A 17,335-nucleotide genomic window follows, 5' to 3' on the forward strand; every position below is an offset into this window, starting at 1 on the left:
ATATGCATTATTATCTAAGCATTTATATAGATAAGAATACCTAAGAAATGATTATAAATAAATAGTGGGGTTAAAACTAATATGTTAATACTAATTGCGATTATGTTAGGTTTTTTAATTGGAAAAATTCGACGGGGAAGCCTCCATGGTTTCAAAGTCAGAAAAATTTCCTTGTTGCCAGTTGGAATTTTAGGGTTGGTGTTGCAAATTGCCTTGCATCTTTACATCTACACCGGAGGTATCGCACTGGTTGAACCCTATCTTGAGATTGTCAATTTTGCCAGTTATATTCTAATCCTGGTTATGCTGGTATTTAATCTGGATGACTTCTGGGTAATTTTAATGGCAGTGGGGATTACCGCCAATTTTGTGGTGATTTTTATTAATGGCGGACACATGCCTGTTTCGCAAGGCGTTATTGATATTCTACCGGCTGCTTTTGGGGAACAGATCACCCAGGGACTGAGTCCCATATACTCATTGATTCAGCCCAATACCCTGTTATGGTTTTTGGGTATCAACCTGCCTTTTCCAATACCCTATGTGCCACTGGTGATGAGTCTTTATGGCTCAGTAGCCGGAATTACGGTTGGTACAATTGTAACGGTCATCGGATTAATTGGATTTATTCAGTATGTGATGAACAAAAAAGCCTCAATCATGCACGATGAACGAAATGATCATGGTGAAGATGAGGGCATTTTTGGCGATGACGAAGACAACGGAATCGATCGGGTATCCACTCAAGACCATTTTCAGGAAGGTTATGATGAACCGGAAGATGTGCAAGATGAGGACGATTATTACTACCGGGATATGGCCGCAACCGGCGGTATTCGTGGGGATCGGGATGAACATGCCACCACGGTTATACCAACAGAAGGTTTTAATTCCGGCCAAACGGCAGAAATAAACGGCGATGAGCAAACCAGACTGATTCCAGCCGATTTGGATGGGGTGGATTCAGGAATTGGAACCGAAACCGAAGAAATTGTTATCAGTAATAGTGATGTCCAGGAAACCCGGGTTATGGAACCGGTGGATGACGGCAGCACCAAGATTATCAGCAATATCCAGGAAGTTGGAACCTATGTCAAGGGTGATAAAGAACTTGAAGCCGCTGATATGGAAGAAATTCTTAATAGTGATGATGCGGGATTCTTCACAAAAAAATATTACGAAGAAAAACTGGCCGTTGAAAAAGAACGACTGATTCTGCAAATGCGCGAAATTGAGCTCAATAAGGTAGCAAAATCGCTGAGTGATCCCGATGGTGAACCGCATCCGGTACCGGAATCGGACTTGAGAATTGTTGAGAGTTTTAAACTGACCGATCTTGACCAACCCTTTGTTTTGCGCAGTGAAAACAGTACCTATGATAGTGGCGTAAGAGGAAAAGACGAGGAAGATCTGGAATTTTCTGAAGATGAAATGCTAAACGTCTGGCAGCGACTGAATCTGGAAGATGAAAAACGAAAAGTCGCACGACGCAAACAACTGATGAAAGAAACCAGCAAGGAAGCCGAAATATTGATCAACGGAACACCCAGAGATGAGGTCGGTATTCCCTTGAAGGAGATTGAAGAAGTTACCGAGCCGGTGGTCGGACGGGTCTATGAAAGCACCGATGAAGACAAGGAAAAAATGCTGGCCGACATGGATGATGATGAACGAAAAGATTTTCAGCAAACCGTCGATGAACGAAAACGAGCGGGCTATGAACTGGTTGAACTAAAGCTTGACGGCAAAGATGTGGCCTTCTGGCGAAAGAAAAAATAAGCGATGATCATAAATAAAACAAAAGGAACTGTATAAAAAATACAGTTCCTTTTAAATTATATAAAGTTTCATTAAAGAGAGTATGCTATAATAAAATTTAGTGTATAATTATAGTAAGTAAAGTGACAAAGGAGTGAATGGATTGGGAATTTTAGATCAAATATTTGATAGCAATAAAAAAGAACTAAAGCGCATGCAAAAAAAGGTGGATCAGATTCTGGAGCTGGACAGCCGTTTCGCGGCGATGAGTGACGAGCAGTTAAAAGGTCAAACATCAATACTTAAAGAACGACTGGCTCAGGGTGAGACGCTTGATGATTTATTGGTGGATGCTTTTGCCACCGTTCGTGAAACCGGTGCCCGAGTATTGGGTATGAAACATTTTCCAGTTCAACTGCTGGGGGGGATGGCCCTTCACGAAGGCAATATCGCTGAGATGAAAACTGGGGAAGGTAAAACCCTGGTGTCAACGCTGCCCGCTTACCTGAACGCTCTGGGTGGTCGAGGTGTTTATATTGTCACCGTCAACGATTATCTGGCTAAGCGTGACAGTGAGTGGATGGGTCAAATTCATGAGTTTCTAGGACTTGAAGTGGGTCTGGTTGTTCATGGCTTATCATTTGCGGAAAAGCAGCACGCCTACGCTTGTGATATAACCTATGGAACCAACAACGAATTTGGATTTGATTACTTAAGAGATAATATGGCCTCAGTCAAGGCTCAGCAGGTCCAACGGGAACTTAATTATGCGATTATCGATGAAGTGGATAGCGTGTTGGTGGATGAAGCCAGAACACCACTGATTATTTCTGGTAGTGGGGATAAAAGCACCAAGCTTTATGCGTTAGCTAATAGCTTTGCCAAAAACCTGAAGGCTGATGACTATATCAAGGATGAAAAAGCTAAATCAGTGATGCTCTCAGATGAAGGTGTCATCAAAGCAGAAAAATACTTTAACCTGACGAATCTGGCGGATATGGAAAATATGGAAATTTCCCACCATATCAACCAGGCTCTTCATGCCAATACCCTGATGTTTAAAGATCGGGATTATGTGGTGAAGGATGGCGAAATCATCATTGTCGATGAGTTCACCGGACGGTTAATGCCGGGACGCCGCTATTCGAATGGTTTGCACCAGGCGATTGAAGCCAAGGAAAATGTCAAGGTTAACCGGGAATCCAAAACCCTGGCAACCGTTACCTTTCAGAACTATTTTAGAATGTTTAATAAGCTTTCGGGGATGACCGGGACTGCCAAAACGGAAGAAGATGAGTTCCAGACTATCTACAATCTTAATGTTTTAACCATTCCGACCAATAAGCCGCTGATTCGAGAAGATCTTAATGACTTAATTTATAAAAGTGAGCAAGGGAAGTATCTGGCCGTGACCGAAGAGGTAAAACGCCGCCATGCCACTGGTCAGCCGATTCTGATCGGGACGATTTCGATTGAAAAGTCAGAGCTGCTCAGCACCTATCTCAAACGTTCCGGGGTTAAGCATAATGTCTTAAATGCCAAATTCTTAGAAAAAGAAGCTGAAATTGTCGCTAACGCCGGTCAAAAAGATGCGGTGACCATTTCCACCAACATGGCTGGTCGTGGGACTGATATTGTTCTGGGCGAAGGTGTCATCGAATTGGGTGGCCTTCATATTCTCGGTACCGAGCGTCATGAGAGTCGCCGGATCGATAATCAGCTCCGTGGTCGGGCAGGTCGTCAGGGCGATCCCGGTTCATCGCAATTTTTTGTCTCACTGGAAGATGATCTGATGCGGGTCTTTGGCTCGGAAAAAATCCAGGGCCTGGTTGAATCGATTGGTCTTGATGAAGAAACCCCGATTGAAAATAAAATGCTTACCAGAGGGATTGAAAACTCCCAGAAACGGGTGGAAGGTCGTAACTTTGATATTCGTAAGCACGTGCTTCAATATGATAATGTTATGAACCGCCAGCGTGAGCTGATTTATGAACAGCGACAACAGGTAATTGACGGAAAAGACATGGAAAATGAAATCTGGAGTATGACAGAAACGTTGATTAACGCTTATGTCGGCATGTATACTGGCGATGGCCAATATTATGATGAGTGGGATCTGGAAGGGCTTCATAAACATCTAGAAGCCAATGTATTGCCAAAAGAACTGGTCAATCTTCCGGAAAAACCCGACAGTCAGGAAGTTTTGGTGGAATCCATCCTGGCAAGTTGTCATCAGGTTTTATCTGATAAAAGAGAACAACTGGGCGAAGAACAGCTTCAGAACATTGAACGGATGATTCTGTTAAGAAGCGTCGATGGTGCCTGGATGGAACACATCGACAATATGGAACAGCTAAAACAGGGAATCGGACTGCGCGCCTATGGACAGAACGACCCCGTTAAGGAATACACCAAAGAGGGTTTTGACATGTTTGATGACATGATCATGCGAATTCAGGAAGATACGGTAAAATACCTGTTTAATCTAAATATCCAGGTAGCGACACCAGAAGAGACCCCGACCAAAGCGGTGGATTTTAGTCAACTGAAAACCAATGAAAATGAAATCGAGGGAAAACCAACAGGACCGGCCAGTGCGGGAAATAAGGTTGGCCGAAATGATCCCTGTCCCTGTGGCAGTGGAAAAAAATACAAGAAATGCTGTGGTGCATAAAAATAAATAGAAGGGGTGTGATCGTGATGATGGATTTGTATGAAGAAAAACAAATCATCAATGCAATGGCGATAAAACTTAAGGAAATGGGGAATTCACTTTGACTTGCCACGGCTTGTTAAAGAATTGGAAGCGTTAGAGAAGAAAACTGAGAATCCCGAATTCTGGAATGATCAAAAAAGTGCGCAAATTGTTTTAAAAGAGCAGAAGCTGATTAAATTAAAGGTCGATCATTATAATGAGCTGGCTGAAACGCTGGATGATATTATGGTCATGCTGGAGCTGGCAGAAGATGGGGAGTTGCTGGAAGGGTTTAGTGCATCGATCCGGGAACTTGACGAGAATCTCGACAATTTTCGGACTGAGACCCTGCTTTCCGGTGAATTTGACAGTAACAATGCAATCATTTCGCTACATCCCGGGGCTGGTGGAACCGAGTCTCAAGATTGGGCCGAAATGCTCTTGCGAATGTATACAAGATGGGCAGAGAAGAAAAAATTCAAGGTTAAAACCCTGGATCTTCAACCTGGTGATGTCGCTGGGATTAAAAGCGTTACCCTACTGATTGAAGGAATTAATGCCTATGGCTATCTAAAAACCGAACGGGGCGTGCATCGACTGGTACGAATCTCACCCTTTGATTCATCCGGCCGCCGCCATACTTCCTTTGCATCGCTGGATGTGATGCCTGAGGTGGATGAATCGGTGGAAATTGAAATATTGCCGGAAGATATCCGGATTGACACCTTCCGCTCCAGTGGCGCCGGCGGGCAGCACGTTAACACCACGGATTCCGCCATTCGGATAACGCATTTGAAAACCGGAATTGTGGTTCAGTGTCAAAATGAACGGTCTCAGCATCAGAATAAAGAGGTCGCCATGAACATGCTAAAAGGTAAGCTGGTAGAAATCATGGAACAGGAAAAGATGGATCACATCGATGACATCAAGGGAGACTACAGTCAGATTGCCTGGGGCAGTCAAATTCGTTCTTATGTGTTCCATCCTTACAATATGGTCAAAGATCATCGCACCAATGTCGAAGTAGGCAATGTCGGTAGCGTTATGGACGGCGATTTGGACGGCTTTATGAACGCTTATCTGAACACGATGATATAACAAGTTTAGAAGAATTGTTGGAGGGGAAAATGGCAAAGAGCTATCAGGAAATAAATAAAAAAATCGCCAGTGGCGAGGCTGTGGTTGTCACGGCAGAAGAAGTCATTGAAATTGTCAAAGAACGGGGCATCAAAGAAGCGGCCGATTATGTGGATGTGGTCACAACTGCCACCTTCGGTCCGATGTGCTCATCTGGGGCTTTTCTTAATTTTGGTCACTCGGATCCGCCTATTCGGATGGGTGAGATAGAAATTAATGGGGTTGAAGCATACGGCGGTTTGGCCGCAGTGGATACCTATCTGGGGGCAACCCAACCGTCCCGGGATAAAGGCATTGAATATGGTGGTGCTCATGTGATTCATGACCTGATCGCCGGAAAAGAAGTTCACCTGGTGGCAAAGTCTCAAGGAACAGATTGTTATCCCAGAAAAGAACTGGATACCTGGGTGAAACTGGAAGATTTGAATGAAGCCTATCTGTTTAATCCCAGAAATGTTTATCAGAATTATAATGCCGCGATTAATGGCTCCAGCCGGAGGATTTATACCTATATGGGTATTTTACAACCGAATATGGGAAACATCACCTATAGCACTGCGGGGGAATTAAGTCCCCTCCTCAATGATCCCCTGCTTAAGACCATCGGTATGGGAACCCGGATCTTTTTTGGCGGCGCTCAGGGCCATGTATCCTGGATGGGGACTCAATTTAACACTGCTTGTCCGCGAGACGAAAAGGGCTATCCCCAAACTCCCGGTGCGACCCTGGCCTTAATTGGGAACATGAAAGAAATGAATCCCAAATATATTCGGGGTGCGGTTTATGAAGGCTATGGCACCTCGATGTTTGTCGGCGTAGGCATCCCGATTCCGATTCTCAATGAGGAAATGATGTCCTATGTTGCGGTGGAAAATAAAGACCTTTATACCAATGTGATTGACTATAGTGTCCCCAAAAAAGCGAAACCGAATCTAAAAAAAGTAAGCTATGCTGAGCTGAGGAGCGGATCAGTGGATATTAATGGTAAGATCATCAAGACTTCACCGCTTTCCAGTCTGAAAATGGCCAGAGAAATCGCCGCAGAACTGGGCAACTGGATTAAAAAAGGTGAGTTTTTCCTTCAGGAACCGATTTTGAGCTTTCCCATGGAAAATACTATTAAGGGGCTTTTGATCAAGGAAGGAGAATCCCGATGATGACAAAAAAAATACTCTTGTCCTTCCCACAAAAGTCTGCCGGTCAGCCGATGGCGATGGAGCTGATTAAAACCTATAATCTCGATTTTAATATCCTGAAAGCCTTTATTGACGATAATATCAAAGGAACCTTGCTACTCGAAATAAAAGGCAAAGAGGCGGATATAGAAGCTGGGATTATCTATTTAAGAGAACACCAGATTGGTGTCAGAGACATCGAGTCAGTGGTCGAGGTTGATCCGGACAAATGTGTTGCCTGTGGCGCTTGCACCGCGGTCTGTGCGGTCGGAGCACTTGAAATGACCGAGGACTGGTCGCTAGTCCATCACGATGACAAGTGTCTGGAATGTCTGCTATGCGTAAAAGCCTGTCCAATGCGGGCCATACACGCCCTGATCTGAGGATGTTTGAACCGCGAACCTATCGAAATGTGATGAAAGCCGAGGATCTGGATTATTTCCAGGTCCTCGAATTTGAATCCGATCTTTTTATTGGGGTAGATCACGGCAGTGTGACCCCTCAACTAACCGAAGCCGTAAAAACTGAGCTTCACAGGCTGCGCCAAAACATTGCTAGCTACAATAATGACGAACCGGATTTTATACCGTCACTGACACCGCTGACATTAAATCCCTGTGCAAGCCCGATTGTTTCGGATATGTTAACAGCCGGGAAAAGAGCCGGGGTAGGACCGATGGCAGCCGTGGCCGGTGCTGTCTCAAAGTATATCGGCAGGATGCTAAAATCCTATTCAACCGAGATTGTGGTGGAAAACGGTGGAGATCTGTTTATTCAGACAAAAAAAGAACGGCGAATTGCCCTTCATACCGGAAATCTTCACTTTGCGGATTTGGGTATAAAAATAAAACCCCGCGAAAACCCGCTGGGGATTTGCACTTCATCCGGGATCATGGGTCATTCCTTGAGTTTTGGGAAGGCTGATGCGGTTACCATCATCAGTTCCGACATTCCCCTGGCTGATGCTGTGGCGACGGCGCTGTGCAACCGCATTAAAAAACCAGCTGATGTTGCACATGGAATCGCCTGGGTCAAAGGTATTCCCGAAATTGCAGGCGTTCTTATTGTCATTGAAGATCAACTGGGTGCCTGGGGAGAGATTGAGTTGTGCTGAATTTAGTGCTTGACAAAGAAAAGAATTAAGGGTATTATTCTAAAAAAAGTAACTCAATAGTTTACCTATCCAGAGAGGTGGAGGGACAGGCCCTATGAAACCCGGCAACCAGCGAAAGCACGGTGCCAATACCGGCAGTTTATTTTGCCATGATGGGATTTTAATGCAGAACATTAACCTCGTCACCGACGAGGTTTTCTTTGTTTTAAAATCGAGAGGATATTGGGGTTTAATGGGTAAGTAAGTTAGTAAGATTCTTAAAAAGGAGGACAGATCGTTGAATATAAAAGAAATACTCAAAAAGAAACGGCTTTATCTCGATGGTGCCATGGGAAGTTTGCTTCAGAACCAGTTAGATGTAATCGGTTCGGTGCCAGAAGCCCTGAACCTGACCCATCCTGAACTAATTAAAGAAATTCACCAATTATACATTGATGCTGGTGCCAATATTATTCTTTCCAATACCTTTGGGGTTAACGGTTATAAACTTAAGGGGAGCGGCTACTCGGTGGAGCAACTGGTTACGGTTGGGGTAAAAAATGCCAAATCCCTGAATCCGGATTTTACCGCCCTGGATGTGGGTCCTCTGGGAACCCTGATCGGGGCTTTGGGCGAAATGTCTTTTGACCAGGCTGTAGACTATTTCAAAGAGGTGGTTGCGGCCGGTGATAAGGCCGGTGCGGACCTGATTGTCATTGAGACCATGACCGATATCTGCGAGGCCCGGGCGGCCCTGATAGCCGCTAAAGAAGTGTCGGATCTGCCGGTAATTGTATCGATGACCTATGAGGAAAATAGCCGAACCTTAACCGGTAGCGATGCCTTAACAGTAGTTGCCATCCTGGAAGGACTTGGCGCCGACGTCATTGGCATTAATTGTTCGACTGGACCAGATGCGATGTTGCCGATTATTAAAGATCTGGTTTATTATGCCTCGGTACCAATTATGGTGGAACCCAACGCCGGGTTGCCGCACATGAAAGACGGCAAAACCGTCTATGACATCACCATCGACCAGTTTACCGATTATATGACCCAAATTGCGGAAATGGGCGCCGTAATTCTGGGGGGCTGCTGTGGCACAACGCCAGACTATATCAAAAAAATGAAGCAGGCCACGAAAGATCTTCCCCTTTATGCGGTAACGCAAAAAAGTTTTACCGCCGTATCCTCAAGCACGAAGACCATTATCTTAGGCGAGGATATCGATATTATTGGCGAATGCATTAATCCCACCACGAGCCCGGTGCTTAAGGCGTCCCTGCGTCAGGGTGAACTCGCAGTCGTAACCCAATTGGCCGTTGATCAAAAAAAAGACGGGGCGGGTATTTTGGATATTAATTTAGGTTTACCGGATATTGATGAGTTAACAATGATGCAGGAGGCAGTCGATACGATCAGCCGACTCGTGGATTGTCCGCTGCAGATTGATTCCTCCAATCCGGAAGTCATTGAAGCGGTACTGCGAAGCTATCCCGGCAAAGCGATTATTAATTCGGTGAATGGCAAAAAATCATCGATGGATAAGATTTTCCCAATTGCTAAGAAATATGGTGCCCTTGTTCTGGGACTGACCATGGATGAAACCGGTATTCCCAGTCTGGCAGCCGATCGTTTTGCCATTGCCAAGAAGATCATCAAAACGGCCGAATCTTACGGCATCAGTAAAAAAAATATTCTTATTGATGCCCTGGTGTTAACCGCTTCGGCGCAACAGAAGGAAGTCCGGGAAACCATCAAAACCCTGGAAAAACTGCGGGCTGAGCTGGGGGTGCCAACGGTGCTGGGGGTTTCTAATATTTCCTTCGGGCTGCCTAACCGCGAACTTTTAAATCGGACTTTTTTAGCCATGGCGCTGGAAGCGGGACTGACCACCCCGATAATGAACCCCAGTAATAAAGAAATGATGGACACCATTAAAGCATTTCGGGCGCTCTGGGGGTTGGATGGTCAATGCATCGCTTATGCCAACGCTTATAAAGACAGCAGCTTTGGCGAAGCCAAATCTGAAACGGAGCGAGCCGCCCTGGGCTTAAAAGAGATCATTGAACAGGGACTTACCGATCAGGCGGCAGAAGCCACCGCCATTCTGCTAAAAACCCGAGAACCGCTGGATATTGTCAACAACGAAATCGTTCCCGCCCTTGATGCGGTGGGGGATGCTTTCGAAACCGGAGAATGCTTCCTGCCCCATCTGATTTTTGCGGCGGAGACGGCTCAAAAGGCCTTTGAAGTCATCAAAGAAACCATGGCCAGGGACGGTCAGGCTCAGGTGGTCAAAGGAAAGATTGTGTTAGCCACTGTTGAGGGCGATGTTCATGATATCGGAAAAAATATTCTCAAGGTTATCTTAGAGAACTACGGCTACGCGATTCTCGATATTGGCAAGGATGTCAAGGCCGAAACCATTATCCAGGCCATTCAAGCTGAAGACATTAAACTGGTGGGTCTTAGTGCCCTGATGACAACAACCGTTAAAAATATGGAAAAAATCATCAAAGAAATCAAGGCCAGCTGCCCGGCCACCACGATTATGGTGGGCGGGGCGGTCTTAAACCCCGAATATGCCAAGACCATCGGTGCCGATTATTATGGCAAAGATGCCCGGGAAGGCGCCAGCATTGCCAAAATAGTATTTGAATGAAATAAAAACGGCTGAACCATCATTTTGGTTCAGCCGTTTTTAAAGACCATATCAATACATAATAAGAGTTTGCTTGCATGCTTGATTATTGCCAGCGTTTCGGCTAAAATAGGGGTGTGATATATTTTAGCCGAAAGGAGTAATGTAGCAATGTATATTAAAAGAAATATGGAGCATGTGTTTCTCTCATTAAATCAGCAATATCCGGCCATTTTGATTACCGGTCCCCGTCAGGTTGGAAAAACAACCATGCTGCAAGAACTCATAAGGATTGAAGGTCGAAGCAGACATTATGTCTCATTGGATGATCTTAATGAAAGATCATTGGCCAAGTCAGATCCGGCGATGTTCTTTCAACTTCACAAACCGCCTGTTTTCATTGATGAGGTTCAGTATGCGCCAGAGCTTTTCACCTATATAAAAATGAGTATTGATCAAAATCATAAGGCCGGTGATTTTTGGATGACGGGCTCCCAGCTTTTTAAGCTGATGAGTGGGGTCCAAGAATCCTTGGCAGGGCGGGTGGCGCTGCTTCATCTTTCAACCCTTTCGCAACAGGAAATTTATCATCAGCCAGAAGGGGCGTTTACCCTGGATTTTGAGGTTTTGTATGAACGGCAGAAGCGTATCGGCTCAGTCAGTACGCCGCAAATTTTTAACCGGATATTTCGCGGCGGGATGCCGGCCCTGGTCAGTAAGCGATATGAGGATCGCAATATTTTTTATTCCAGCTACATCAATACCTATCTGGAAAGGGACGTAAGAGATTTATCAGGTTCCATCGATTCGCTTAAATTTCTGAGATTTATTACCGCAGTGGCAGCCCGCACCTCTCAAATGGTGAATTACAAGGGGATTTCTGATGATTGTGACATTGACCAGATAACGGCAAAAAACTGGCTGCGGATCTTAGAAACCCTGGGGATTATTTTTTATCTGCACCCTTATTCAAATAATGTTTTAAAACGAACGGTTAAAACGCCAAAACTGTATTTTTATGATACCGGATTAGTCTGTTATCTGACAAAATGGAGCAGTGCCGAAACGGCTATGAATGGTGCGAGTAATGGCGCTCTCCTGGAAAACTATGCCGTTAGCGAAATTCAGAAGAGTTTTCAAAATGAGGGGCGGGAATCATTTTTATATTATTATCGCGACAAAGATGCCAAAGAAATCGATCTGATTATGGAAGGTGATGGCAAACTCTATCCGATCGAAATTAAAAAAACTGCCACGCCATTAAAAAGAATGACACAGAAATTTTCGGTCATTAATAAGTCGCCCTTTCAGCGCGGAACTGGTGCGGTACTTTGCATGGCCGAAAAACTCGGTGCCTTTGACAGTGAGAATCTGATTATCCCGATTGGGCTGATCTAGGGTTGACGTAAATGAAGCTAAGATGTGGATTAGAAATGGTCGTGAATAGTTCAACTGAGAAACTAAATCACTCGAATATCAATTGATACGCATCGACATCAAAAAGCCCCAGATCGGTCAGGCGCAGGGCGGGGATCACCGGCAGGGCCATAAAGGAAAGGGTGATAAAGGGGTCAACCCCGGAGGGAACCCCTAATTTATGGGCGTGTGAAATCAGTGATGCCACCTTTTCCTGAACCACCTCGCCGGTTTCAAGACTGATCAGGCCAGCCAGGATCAGGGGGACTGCACCGATGATGCTGTGACCAGCTGCGACCACATAACCGCCACCAATTTCGGTGAGGTGATTGACTGCCAGCAGGATATCCTGATCATTATCGCCCACCACAATAATATTGTGGGAGTCATGGGCGACGGTGGTGGCAATGGCCCCGTTCTTTATCCCAAAGCCCTTGATGGGGGCTACGCCAACATTGCCAGTATGACCATATCGTTCTATGACGCAAAGCTTATTATAGGTTGCGTTGGGGGTAAAAAAGCCGTCTTTCCCCGGCAGTGATTCAATCAGATGCCGGGTTTCAATCTGATCTTTGACAATTTCAATGACATGATCTTTTTCGCCAATGGGGAGCTGCAGTTTTTCCGGGGTGAGGGTCGGGATATGAACCGAATCAAGGAGCCGGAGATCAATCTCATACTGGGTTCTATGTTCCCAGAGGCAGTCATCCACCAGGCGGCCATTCCAATAGACCTGCTCCACATTCATGGTGCCCAGATCGGATAAGATGACCAGATCGGCCCGGTAACCGGGAGCAATAGCCCCCAGTTTTTTTAGCCCATAAGCCTGGGCGGTGTTAATAGTGGCCATTTTGATCGCCTTGATCGGGCACAGCCCCAGATCAATGGCCCGTTTGATATTAAAACGGATATGTCCGTCCCGATGGATGTCTTCTAAATGTTTGTCATCGGTACAGAAGAGGAACCGATCGATCGGTAACTCCGTTTTTAATAAACCGCTAATGATGGCATGCAGGTTTTTGGCTGCGGAACCTTCCCGGACCAGAATATAAAAACTGGCCCGCAGTTTTTCCAGGGCCTCGGCAAAGGTAGTGGATTCGTGTTCACTGTGGATGCCGGCGCAAGCGTAGGCCTGGAGCGGTTTTCCTGTAAGACCGGGGGCGTGGCCATCTGAAATTAAGTGTCGGCACAGGGTCAGTTTATCAAGAATCTCAGAATTACCGGCCAGAACATCGGGGAAACACATCACTTCACCCAGCCCCAGAATTTGGGGATGATCCAGATAGGGTTGCATATCAGCAGCCCCAAAAGGTCCGGCACCGTTTGTTTCAAAGGGTGTGGCGGGCACTGAAGAGGGAAGCATTAAAAAAACGTTTAAGGGGATCGCTTTGGTGGCGTCTAAAAGATAATCAAGACCCGTTTTACCGGCGACATTGACAAGCTCATGGGGGTCGGCAATAATCGTCGTGGTGCCGCTAGGAACAATCGCCCGGGCTAGCTCAAAGGGCGTGACCATGCTGGATTCAATGTGCATATGGGCATCAATGAATCCGGGGACAAGATATTTTCCGTCCAGATCCACTTCTTTTACGCCTTCATAAGAACCGATCCCCACAATGGTATCATGATTAATGGCCAGATCCTGCAAACAGATTTCCTCGGAAAATACGTTGAGAATTCGGGCATTTTTCAAAACCAGATCGGCTTTTTCAAAACCATTAGCCACGGCAATATTATTTTTAAGTTGTTCCTGATATTTTTTCATACTCCATCCGATCTTTGCTTGGCGATAATAAATTGCGATGATAAATTATTATAACCTGATATGAGTCGTTTTTTCACAAAAATATGCGATTATTATATAAATCTCATCAAAAAAAGGTTATAATGAAAACCAGTACATCGATTATCCCGGTACGTCAATTTGCTTATAAATTATAATCATTGTAAAGCAGAAAGTAATTCTAAGAAAGTGGTGAACTAAATGAAAAAATGGCGATGCACAGTATGCAACTATGTACACGAAGGTGATACTCCACCGGATAAATGTCCGATTTGCGGAGTAGGACCGGATAAGTTTGTCTTAATCGAAGAGTCAGAAGCCGTTGAGTCTGCTAAAGAAAAAAAATGGCGCTGTACTGTTTGTAATTATATCCATGTGGGTGAAACCCCTCCCGATGTCTGCCCGGTTTGCGGCGTGGGCCCGGAAAAATTTGTGCTGGTAGAAGAAGTCGAGGATGGTTTAACCGACAAAAAAAGAGATGCCCTCCAAACCTTATTATTTAATGTCAGTTATGGTCTATATATTGTTTCTTCTGTTAAAGATGAGAAACTCAATGGCATGGTTTCCAATACCTTTATCCAGGTCACCAACACTCCCTTAAAAGCCAGTGTGTGCTTGGGAAAAGGAACCTTGACGGCAGAATATGTCAAAGAATCGGGCGTATTCGGCGCTTCAATTTTGGGGAAAGATAATTTTGATCTGATTAAACACTTTGGTTACCAGAGTGGTCGAGACGTGGACAAGTTTAAGACGCTCAGCTATATTACCGGCAAAACCGGATGCCCCGGCTTACTAGAAACATTGTGCTTTATTGAATGTGAAGTAGAGCAGACCATCGATCTGGGAACCCATTACATGTTTATTGGCAAGATTGTTGATGGGGACGGATTCAGTAAAGAGGAACCGATGACCTACGCCTATTATCACGCTAACCGATAGAAATTAAAAAGCCCCTGCAAACAGCAGGGGCTTTTTGTTACTCCGTTTCTCTTAAACGCTCAACAATGGAGCGTCGGGAAACCACATGGTATACAATCAACGGTACGGCAATGCCAAGTACGGTAAAGATTGGGGCCACCAGGAGGATCGGTAAAACGGTAAAACGATAGGTAAAAAACCAGAATAGATTAGACAGCACATTAGCCAGCAAGGGGCCGGCAGCAATACTGAGTAACAGTGATACGACTACCGCACCTAAGGAATAAAACAAGCCCTCCCAAATTAACATCGCTTTAAGCTGATGACCCGTCATACCGATTGATTGGAGCATGGCCAGCTCATGACGGCGAGTTAGAATGCCAGTTAAAATGGCATTGAGAAAGTTGAGCACTCCGATTAGTCCGATGATCAAGCTCAGCACGCCTCCCAAGATTAGAAACATTTTTTGGAGTGTGTTAAACTCTGCCGCGTAAGACGCTTTACTCTCATAGTCGAGCTGGGTTAACTGTGCATTGGTCAGATCACTCAGATAAGCCTCTATCGCGGTAGTGTCCGCATCACTAACATCACAAGCGTAGTACATGACCTTGTCGGTGCCACTGTCCGAAATAAAGGTCTGATCGTTTAGGATAAATTCATCAGCACTATAGTAGCGATAATTGAGTGATTTTGGTAAAGTGATCAGTGCCGCCACCTCGTAGTCAATATCCTGATAGGTTTTTGCCCGATACCGATAAGGCTGATCATCGGGTGGCTGATCAGGGTCCAAAATGGCACCCGTGTTGGGGTTATAATATTCGTACGTCTCCACATAGCGTAGGGTAACCGTATCGCCAAGCTTGGCCCAATGGGAATCCATTTTGGTGTTGCCATAGTCGTCGGTGTTATAAACCGCGGCGAGATAACGTCCGCCTGGTTCGTGAAGCTTTGACAAATCGCCTTGCAGGAGAGTCAGTTTATCAAGTGTATAAGGCTCCATGCCGTAAAGCTGAGCGCGGTCAGCCAGTAAGCCGGCCTCATTTTTTTCCATAAAGGTAACCATATGATCCAGTGTTTTGGAGTCATTCCATGGGCTGTTTTTCTCACGAATATGGTCTGCGGTAACAAATTCCTCCACCGCACTGGTTTTGCCATAAACCCGGCCCCCAGCTACTATGCCAGGCTGGTTCTCCAGACTAACAATAACATCTTCGGGTAGTGCATGATCGCCATCCCAGTAATTCCCAACCTGAAAGTAACCGGCATCAGCCACAATAAAATCAGAAACCATATTCACCAGGTACTTGTCCATATCAAATCCGTTAGTAAAGGTAACGGTCAGATTGAGCAGCAACACCGCGAGTGCAAGAGAAGTCATTGTGATAGCGGTCTTGCCGGGGCTGCGACCGAGGTTTGCCCATGCCATTTTGAGTAGCGATGGTCCGGACTGGCCCTTACGGATCGTTTTTTTAGTCGTTGTGCCTTCGGTATAGCGAACGGCCTCCACAGGGGACACACTGGCCGCCAACCGCCCCGGCCGATGGCAGGAGATCACCACCGTGATGAAGGCAAAAAGTGCTGAGCCTAAAAAAATAAGGGGACTGGCTGATACCGAATCCTTGACGACCCCATTAAGTTGGGACAAGATCACCGGAGTCAGTTTGATCCCGATTCCATAGCCAACCAGTAAGCCCAGAGGAATGCCAATCACAGACAGTAGCAGGGCCTGTTGACGGATGATCCGCCGGAGCTGTGGCCCGGTGGTACCGATGGTTTTAAGCAGACCGTAAAAGCGAATATCGTTTGACACCGAGATCGAAAAGATATTATAAATAATCAGATAGCCGGTTAAAATAATAATGAGCAGCAGACCCACGATGGCAAGGACGGTGATGGGGTCCAGACTGTCGGCAAGTTGCGAGCTGGTATAACCCCAGTTCACACCGGTTGAAATAAAATTATCCCCCAGCGAGCGGTTTTCATTTTGATAACCGTTATTTTTTAGGATTTCGTTGAGATGCTGTTCAATATTTTGTGAACGGTCAAGCATGACATCCATATTCCATGAACCGGTGATGCCATCGGCCCCAATCCTACTGCCAAGCCCGACTTGATCGTAGATCACCTGGGTCCGGCTGAGGGGAATGAGGACATGGTTGGCGGCGATGGCCTCATCATATTCCCACCAGCCACTCAGGGTAAAGGTCTCGGTTACCGTGATACCATCCACATCAAAGGTCAGGGTAAAGGGGTTTCCCAAAACCGGTTCGACGCCGAGAAGTTCTAACACCCGGGTGTCGGTGGCGGCTTCGTCTGTGCCCTCAAGTGGTAAATGGCCAGCGATTGGGTCACAATACATCCAGTGGGCCTGATTTGCATCGCTGTAACCAACCTCCACATGGGATTTAAGAAAAGGTGCCGTTTCTGGTATTCCCACAAAGCGACGAAGCCCATAGTCTTTGATCAGGGGATCGGTTTTAATTTCATCAAACTGCGCTTGGGTCATGTATTTGAAGGTACCATGATTCCAGCCGCCGCCCTGACGGAAGTTTGCCTCCTGGACGGAATGGTTAATCGACAAGGATACGGTAAACAGCGAAGTAAACAGAATGGTGGTTAAAGCAATGGCCAGAATAGCGATGAGGTTTCTTATTCGCGCGGCTTTCATGCTTTTAATACTCAGTGTCCGAATGGTTTTTTTGTTGGCGATATTCAT

11 protein-coding genes and 1 riboswitch are annotated in these 17,335 nt (G+C 45.7%); of the genes, 9 read left to right on the forward strand and 2 right to left on the reverse strand.

Annotated features, from left to right (window positions below):
- Nucleotides 1-81 precede the first annotated feature (81 nt).
- The 8 genes from ACIZ62_RS03645 to ACIZ62_RS03680 all read left to right on the forward strand — a co-directional run bounded on the left by ACIZ62_RS03645 (nt 82) and on the right by ACIZ62_RS03680 (nt 11,900).
- Nucleotides 82-1,779 carry a DUF5317 domain-containing protein gene (locus tag ACIZ62_RS03645; protein ID WP_111887908.1) on the forward strand — a complete coding sequence of 566 codons (1,698 nt, stop codon included), beginning with the start codon at nt 82-84 and terminating at the stop codon, nt 1,777-1,779.
- A 142-nt stretch (nt 1,780-1,921) separates the two neighbouring features.
- Complete coding sequence (gene secA, locus ACIZ62_RS03650; protein WP_322519569.1) at nt 1,922-4,432, forward strand: preprotein translocase subunit SecA; 2,511 nt, start codon at nt 1,922-1,924, stop codon at nt 4,430-4,432.
- Between the two features lie 26 nt (nt 4,433-4,458).
- Nucleotides 4,459-5,551 (forward strand): peptide chain release factor 2 gene (gene prfB / locus ACIZ62_RS03655; protein WP_322519568.1). Its coding sequence is split into 2 segments (ribosomal slippage): nt 4,459-4,533 and nt 4,535-5,551, totalling 1,092 coding nucleotides; the frame shifts between segments, so codons are not numbered across the junction.
- A gap of 29 nt (nt 5,552-5,580) precedes the next feature.
- Complete coding sequence (locus ACIZ62_RS03660; protein ID WP_111887905.1) at nt 5,581-6,747, forward strand: homocysteine biosynthesis protein; 1,167 nt, start codon at nt 5,581-5,583, stop codon at nt 6,745-6,747.
- Nucleotides 6,744-7,148: an NIL domain-containing protein gene (locus ACIZ62_RS03665; RefSeq protein WP_322519567.1), complete on the forward strand. Its 405-nt coding sequence runs from the start codon at nt 6,744-6,746 to the stop codon at nt 7,146-7,148. The genes ACIZ62_RS03660 and ACIZ62_RS03665 overlap by 4 nt, the downstream gene beginning before the upstream one ends.
- On the forward strand, nt 7,103-7,879 hold the full coding sequence (locus ACIZ62_RS03670; protein ID WP_414151225.1) for a UPF0280 family protein: 777 nt from the start codon (nt 7,103-7,105) through the stop codon (nt 7,877-7,879). The genes ACIZ62_RS03665 and ACIZ62_RS03670 overlap by 46 nt, the downstream gene beginning before the upstream one ends.
- A 62-nt stretch (nt 7,880-7,941) precedes the next feature.
- Nucleotides 7,942-8,038: riboswitch (SAM riboswitch) on the forward strand.
- Between the two features lie 118 nt (nt 8,039-8,156).
- Nucleotides 8,157-10,523, forward strand: coding sequence for a homocysteine S-methyltransferase family protein (locus ACIZ62_RS03675; protein WP_414151226.1), 2,367 nt, complete (start codon nt 8,157-8,159; stop codon nt 10,521-10,523).
- A 150-nt stretch (nt 10,524-10,673) separates the two neighbouring features.
- Nucleotides 10,674-11,900 carry an ATP-binding protein gene (locus ACIZ62_RS03680; protein WP_414151227.1) on the forward strand — a complete coding sequence of 409 codons (1,227 nt, stop codon included), beginning with the start codon at nt 10,674-10,676 and terminating at the stop codon, nt 11,898-11,900.
- A gap of 67 nt (nt 11,901-11,967) precedes the next feature.
- Here ACIZ62_RS03680 and ade read toward each other — a convergent pair whose 3' ends face one another.
- Nucleotides 11,968-13,683 carry an adenine deaminase gene (gene ade / locus ACIZ62_RS03685; protein ID WP_414151228.1) on the reverse strand — a complete coding sequence of 572 codons (1,716 nt, stop codon included), beginning with the start codon at nt 13,681-13,683 and terminating at the stop codon, nt 11,968-11,970.
- A 219-nt stretch (nt 13,684-13,902) separates the two neighbouring features.
- Here ade and ACIZ62_RS03690 point away from each other — a divergent pair, with 219 nt between their 5' ends.
- Nucleotides 13,903-14,640: a flavin reductase gene (locus ACIZ62_RS03690; protein WP_322519562.1), complete on the forward strand. Its 738-nt coding sequence runs from the start codon at nt 13,903-13,905 to the stop codon at nt 14,638-14,640.
- A 37-nt stretch (nt 14,641-14,677) separates the two neighbouring features.
- Here the strand turns inward: ACIZ62_RS03690 and ACIZ62_RS03695 are convergent, their stop codons facing one another.
- A complete protein-coding gene (locus tag ACIZ62_RS03695) occupies nt 14,678-17,335 on the reverse strand; it encodes an ABC transporter permease (RefSeq protein ID WP_414151229.1) in 2,658 nt (885 codons plus the stop codon).

Source organism: Acetobacterium carbinolicum (assembly GCF_047456275.1).
Taxonomy (GTDB): Bacteria; Bacillota; Clostridia; order Eubacteriales; family Eubacteriaceae; genus Acetobacterium; species Acetobacterium carbinolicum.

Bases quoted from the DNA above. Each gene is read 5' to 3' on its own strand.
- ACIZ62_RS03645 (WP_111887908.1), top strand. From the start codon at position 82: ATGTTAATACTAATTGCGATTATGTTAGGTTTTTTAATTGGAAAAATT.
- ACIZ62_RS03660 (WP_111887905.1), top strand. From the start codon at position 5,581: ATGGCAAAGAGCTATCAGGAAATAAATAAAAAAATCGCCAGTGGCGAG.
- ACIZ62_RS03665 (WP_322519567.1), top strand. From the start codon at position 6,744: ATGATGACAAAAAAAATACTCTTGTCCTTCCCACAAAAGTCTGCCGGT.
- ACIZ62_RS03670 (WP_414151225.1), top strand. From the start codon at position 7,103: ATGCGTAAAAGCCTGTCCAATGCGGGCCATACACGCCCTGATCTGAGG.
- ACIZ62_RS03680 (WP_414151227.1), top strand. From the start codon at position 10,674: ATGTATATTAAAAGAAATATGGAGCATGTGTTTCTCTCATTAAATCAG.
- ade (WP_414151228.1), bottom strand. From the start codon at position 13,683: ATGAAAAAATATCAGGAACAACTTAAAAATAATATTGCCGTGGCTAAT.
- ACIZ62_RS03690 (WP_322519562.1), top strand. From the start codon at position 13,903: ATGAAAAAATGGCGATGCACAGTATGCAACTATGTACACGAAGGTGAT.
- ACIZ62_RS03695 (WP_414151229.1), bottom strand. From the start codon at position 17,335: ATGAATATCGCCAACAAAAAAACCATTCGGACACTGAGTATTAAAAGC.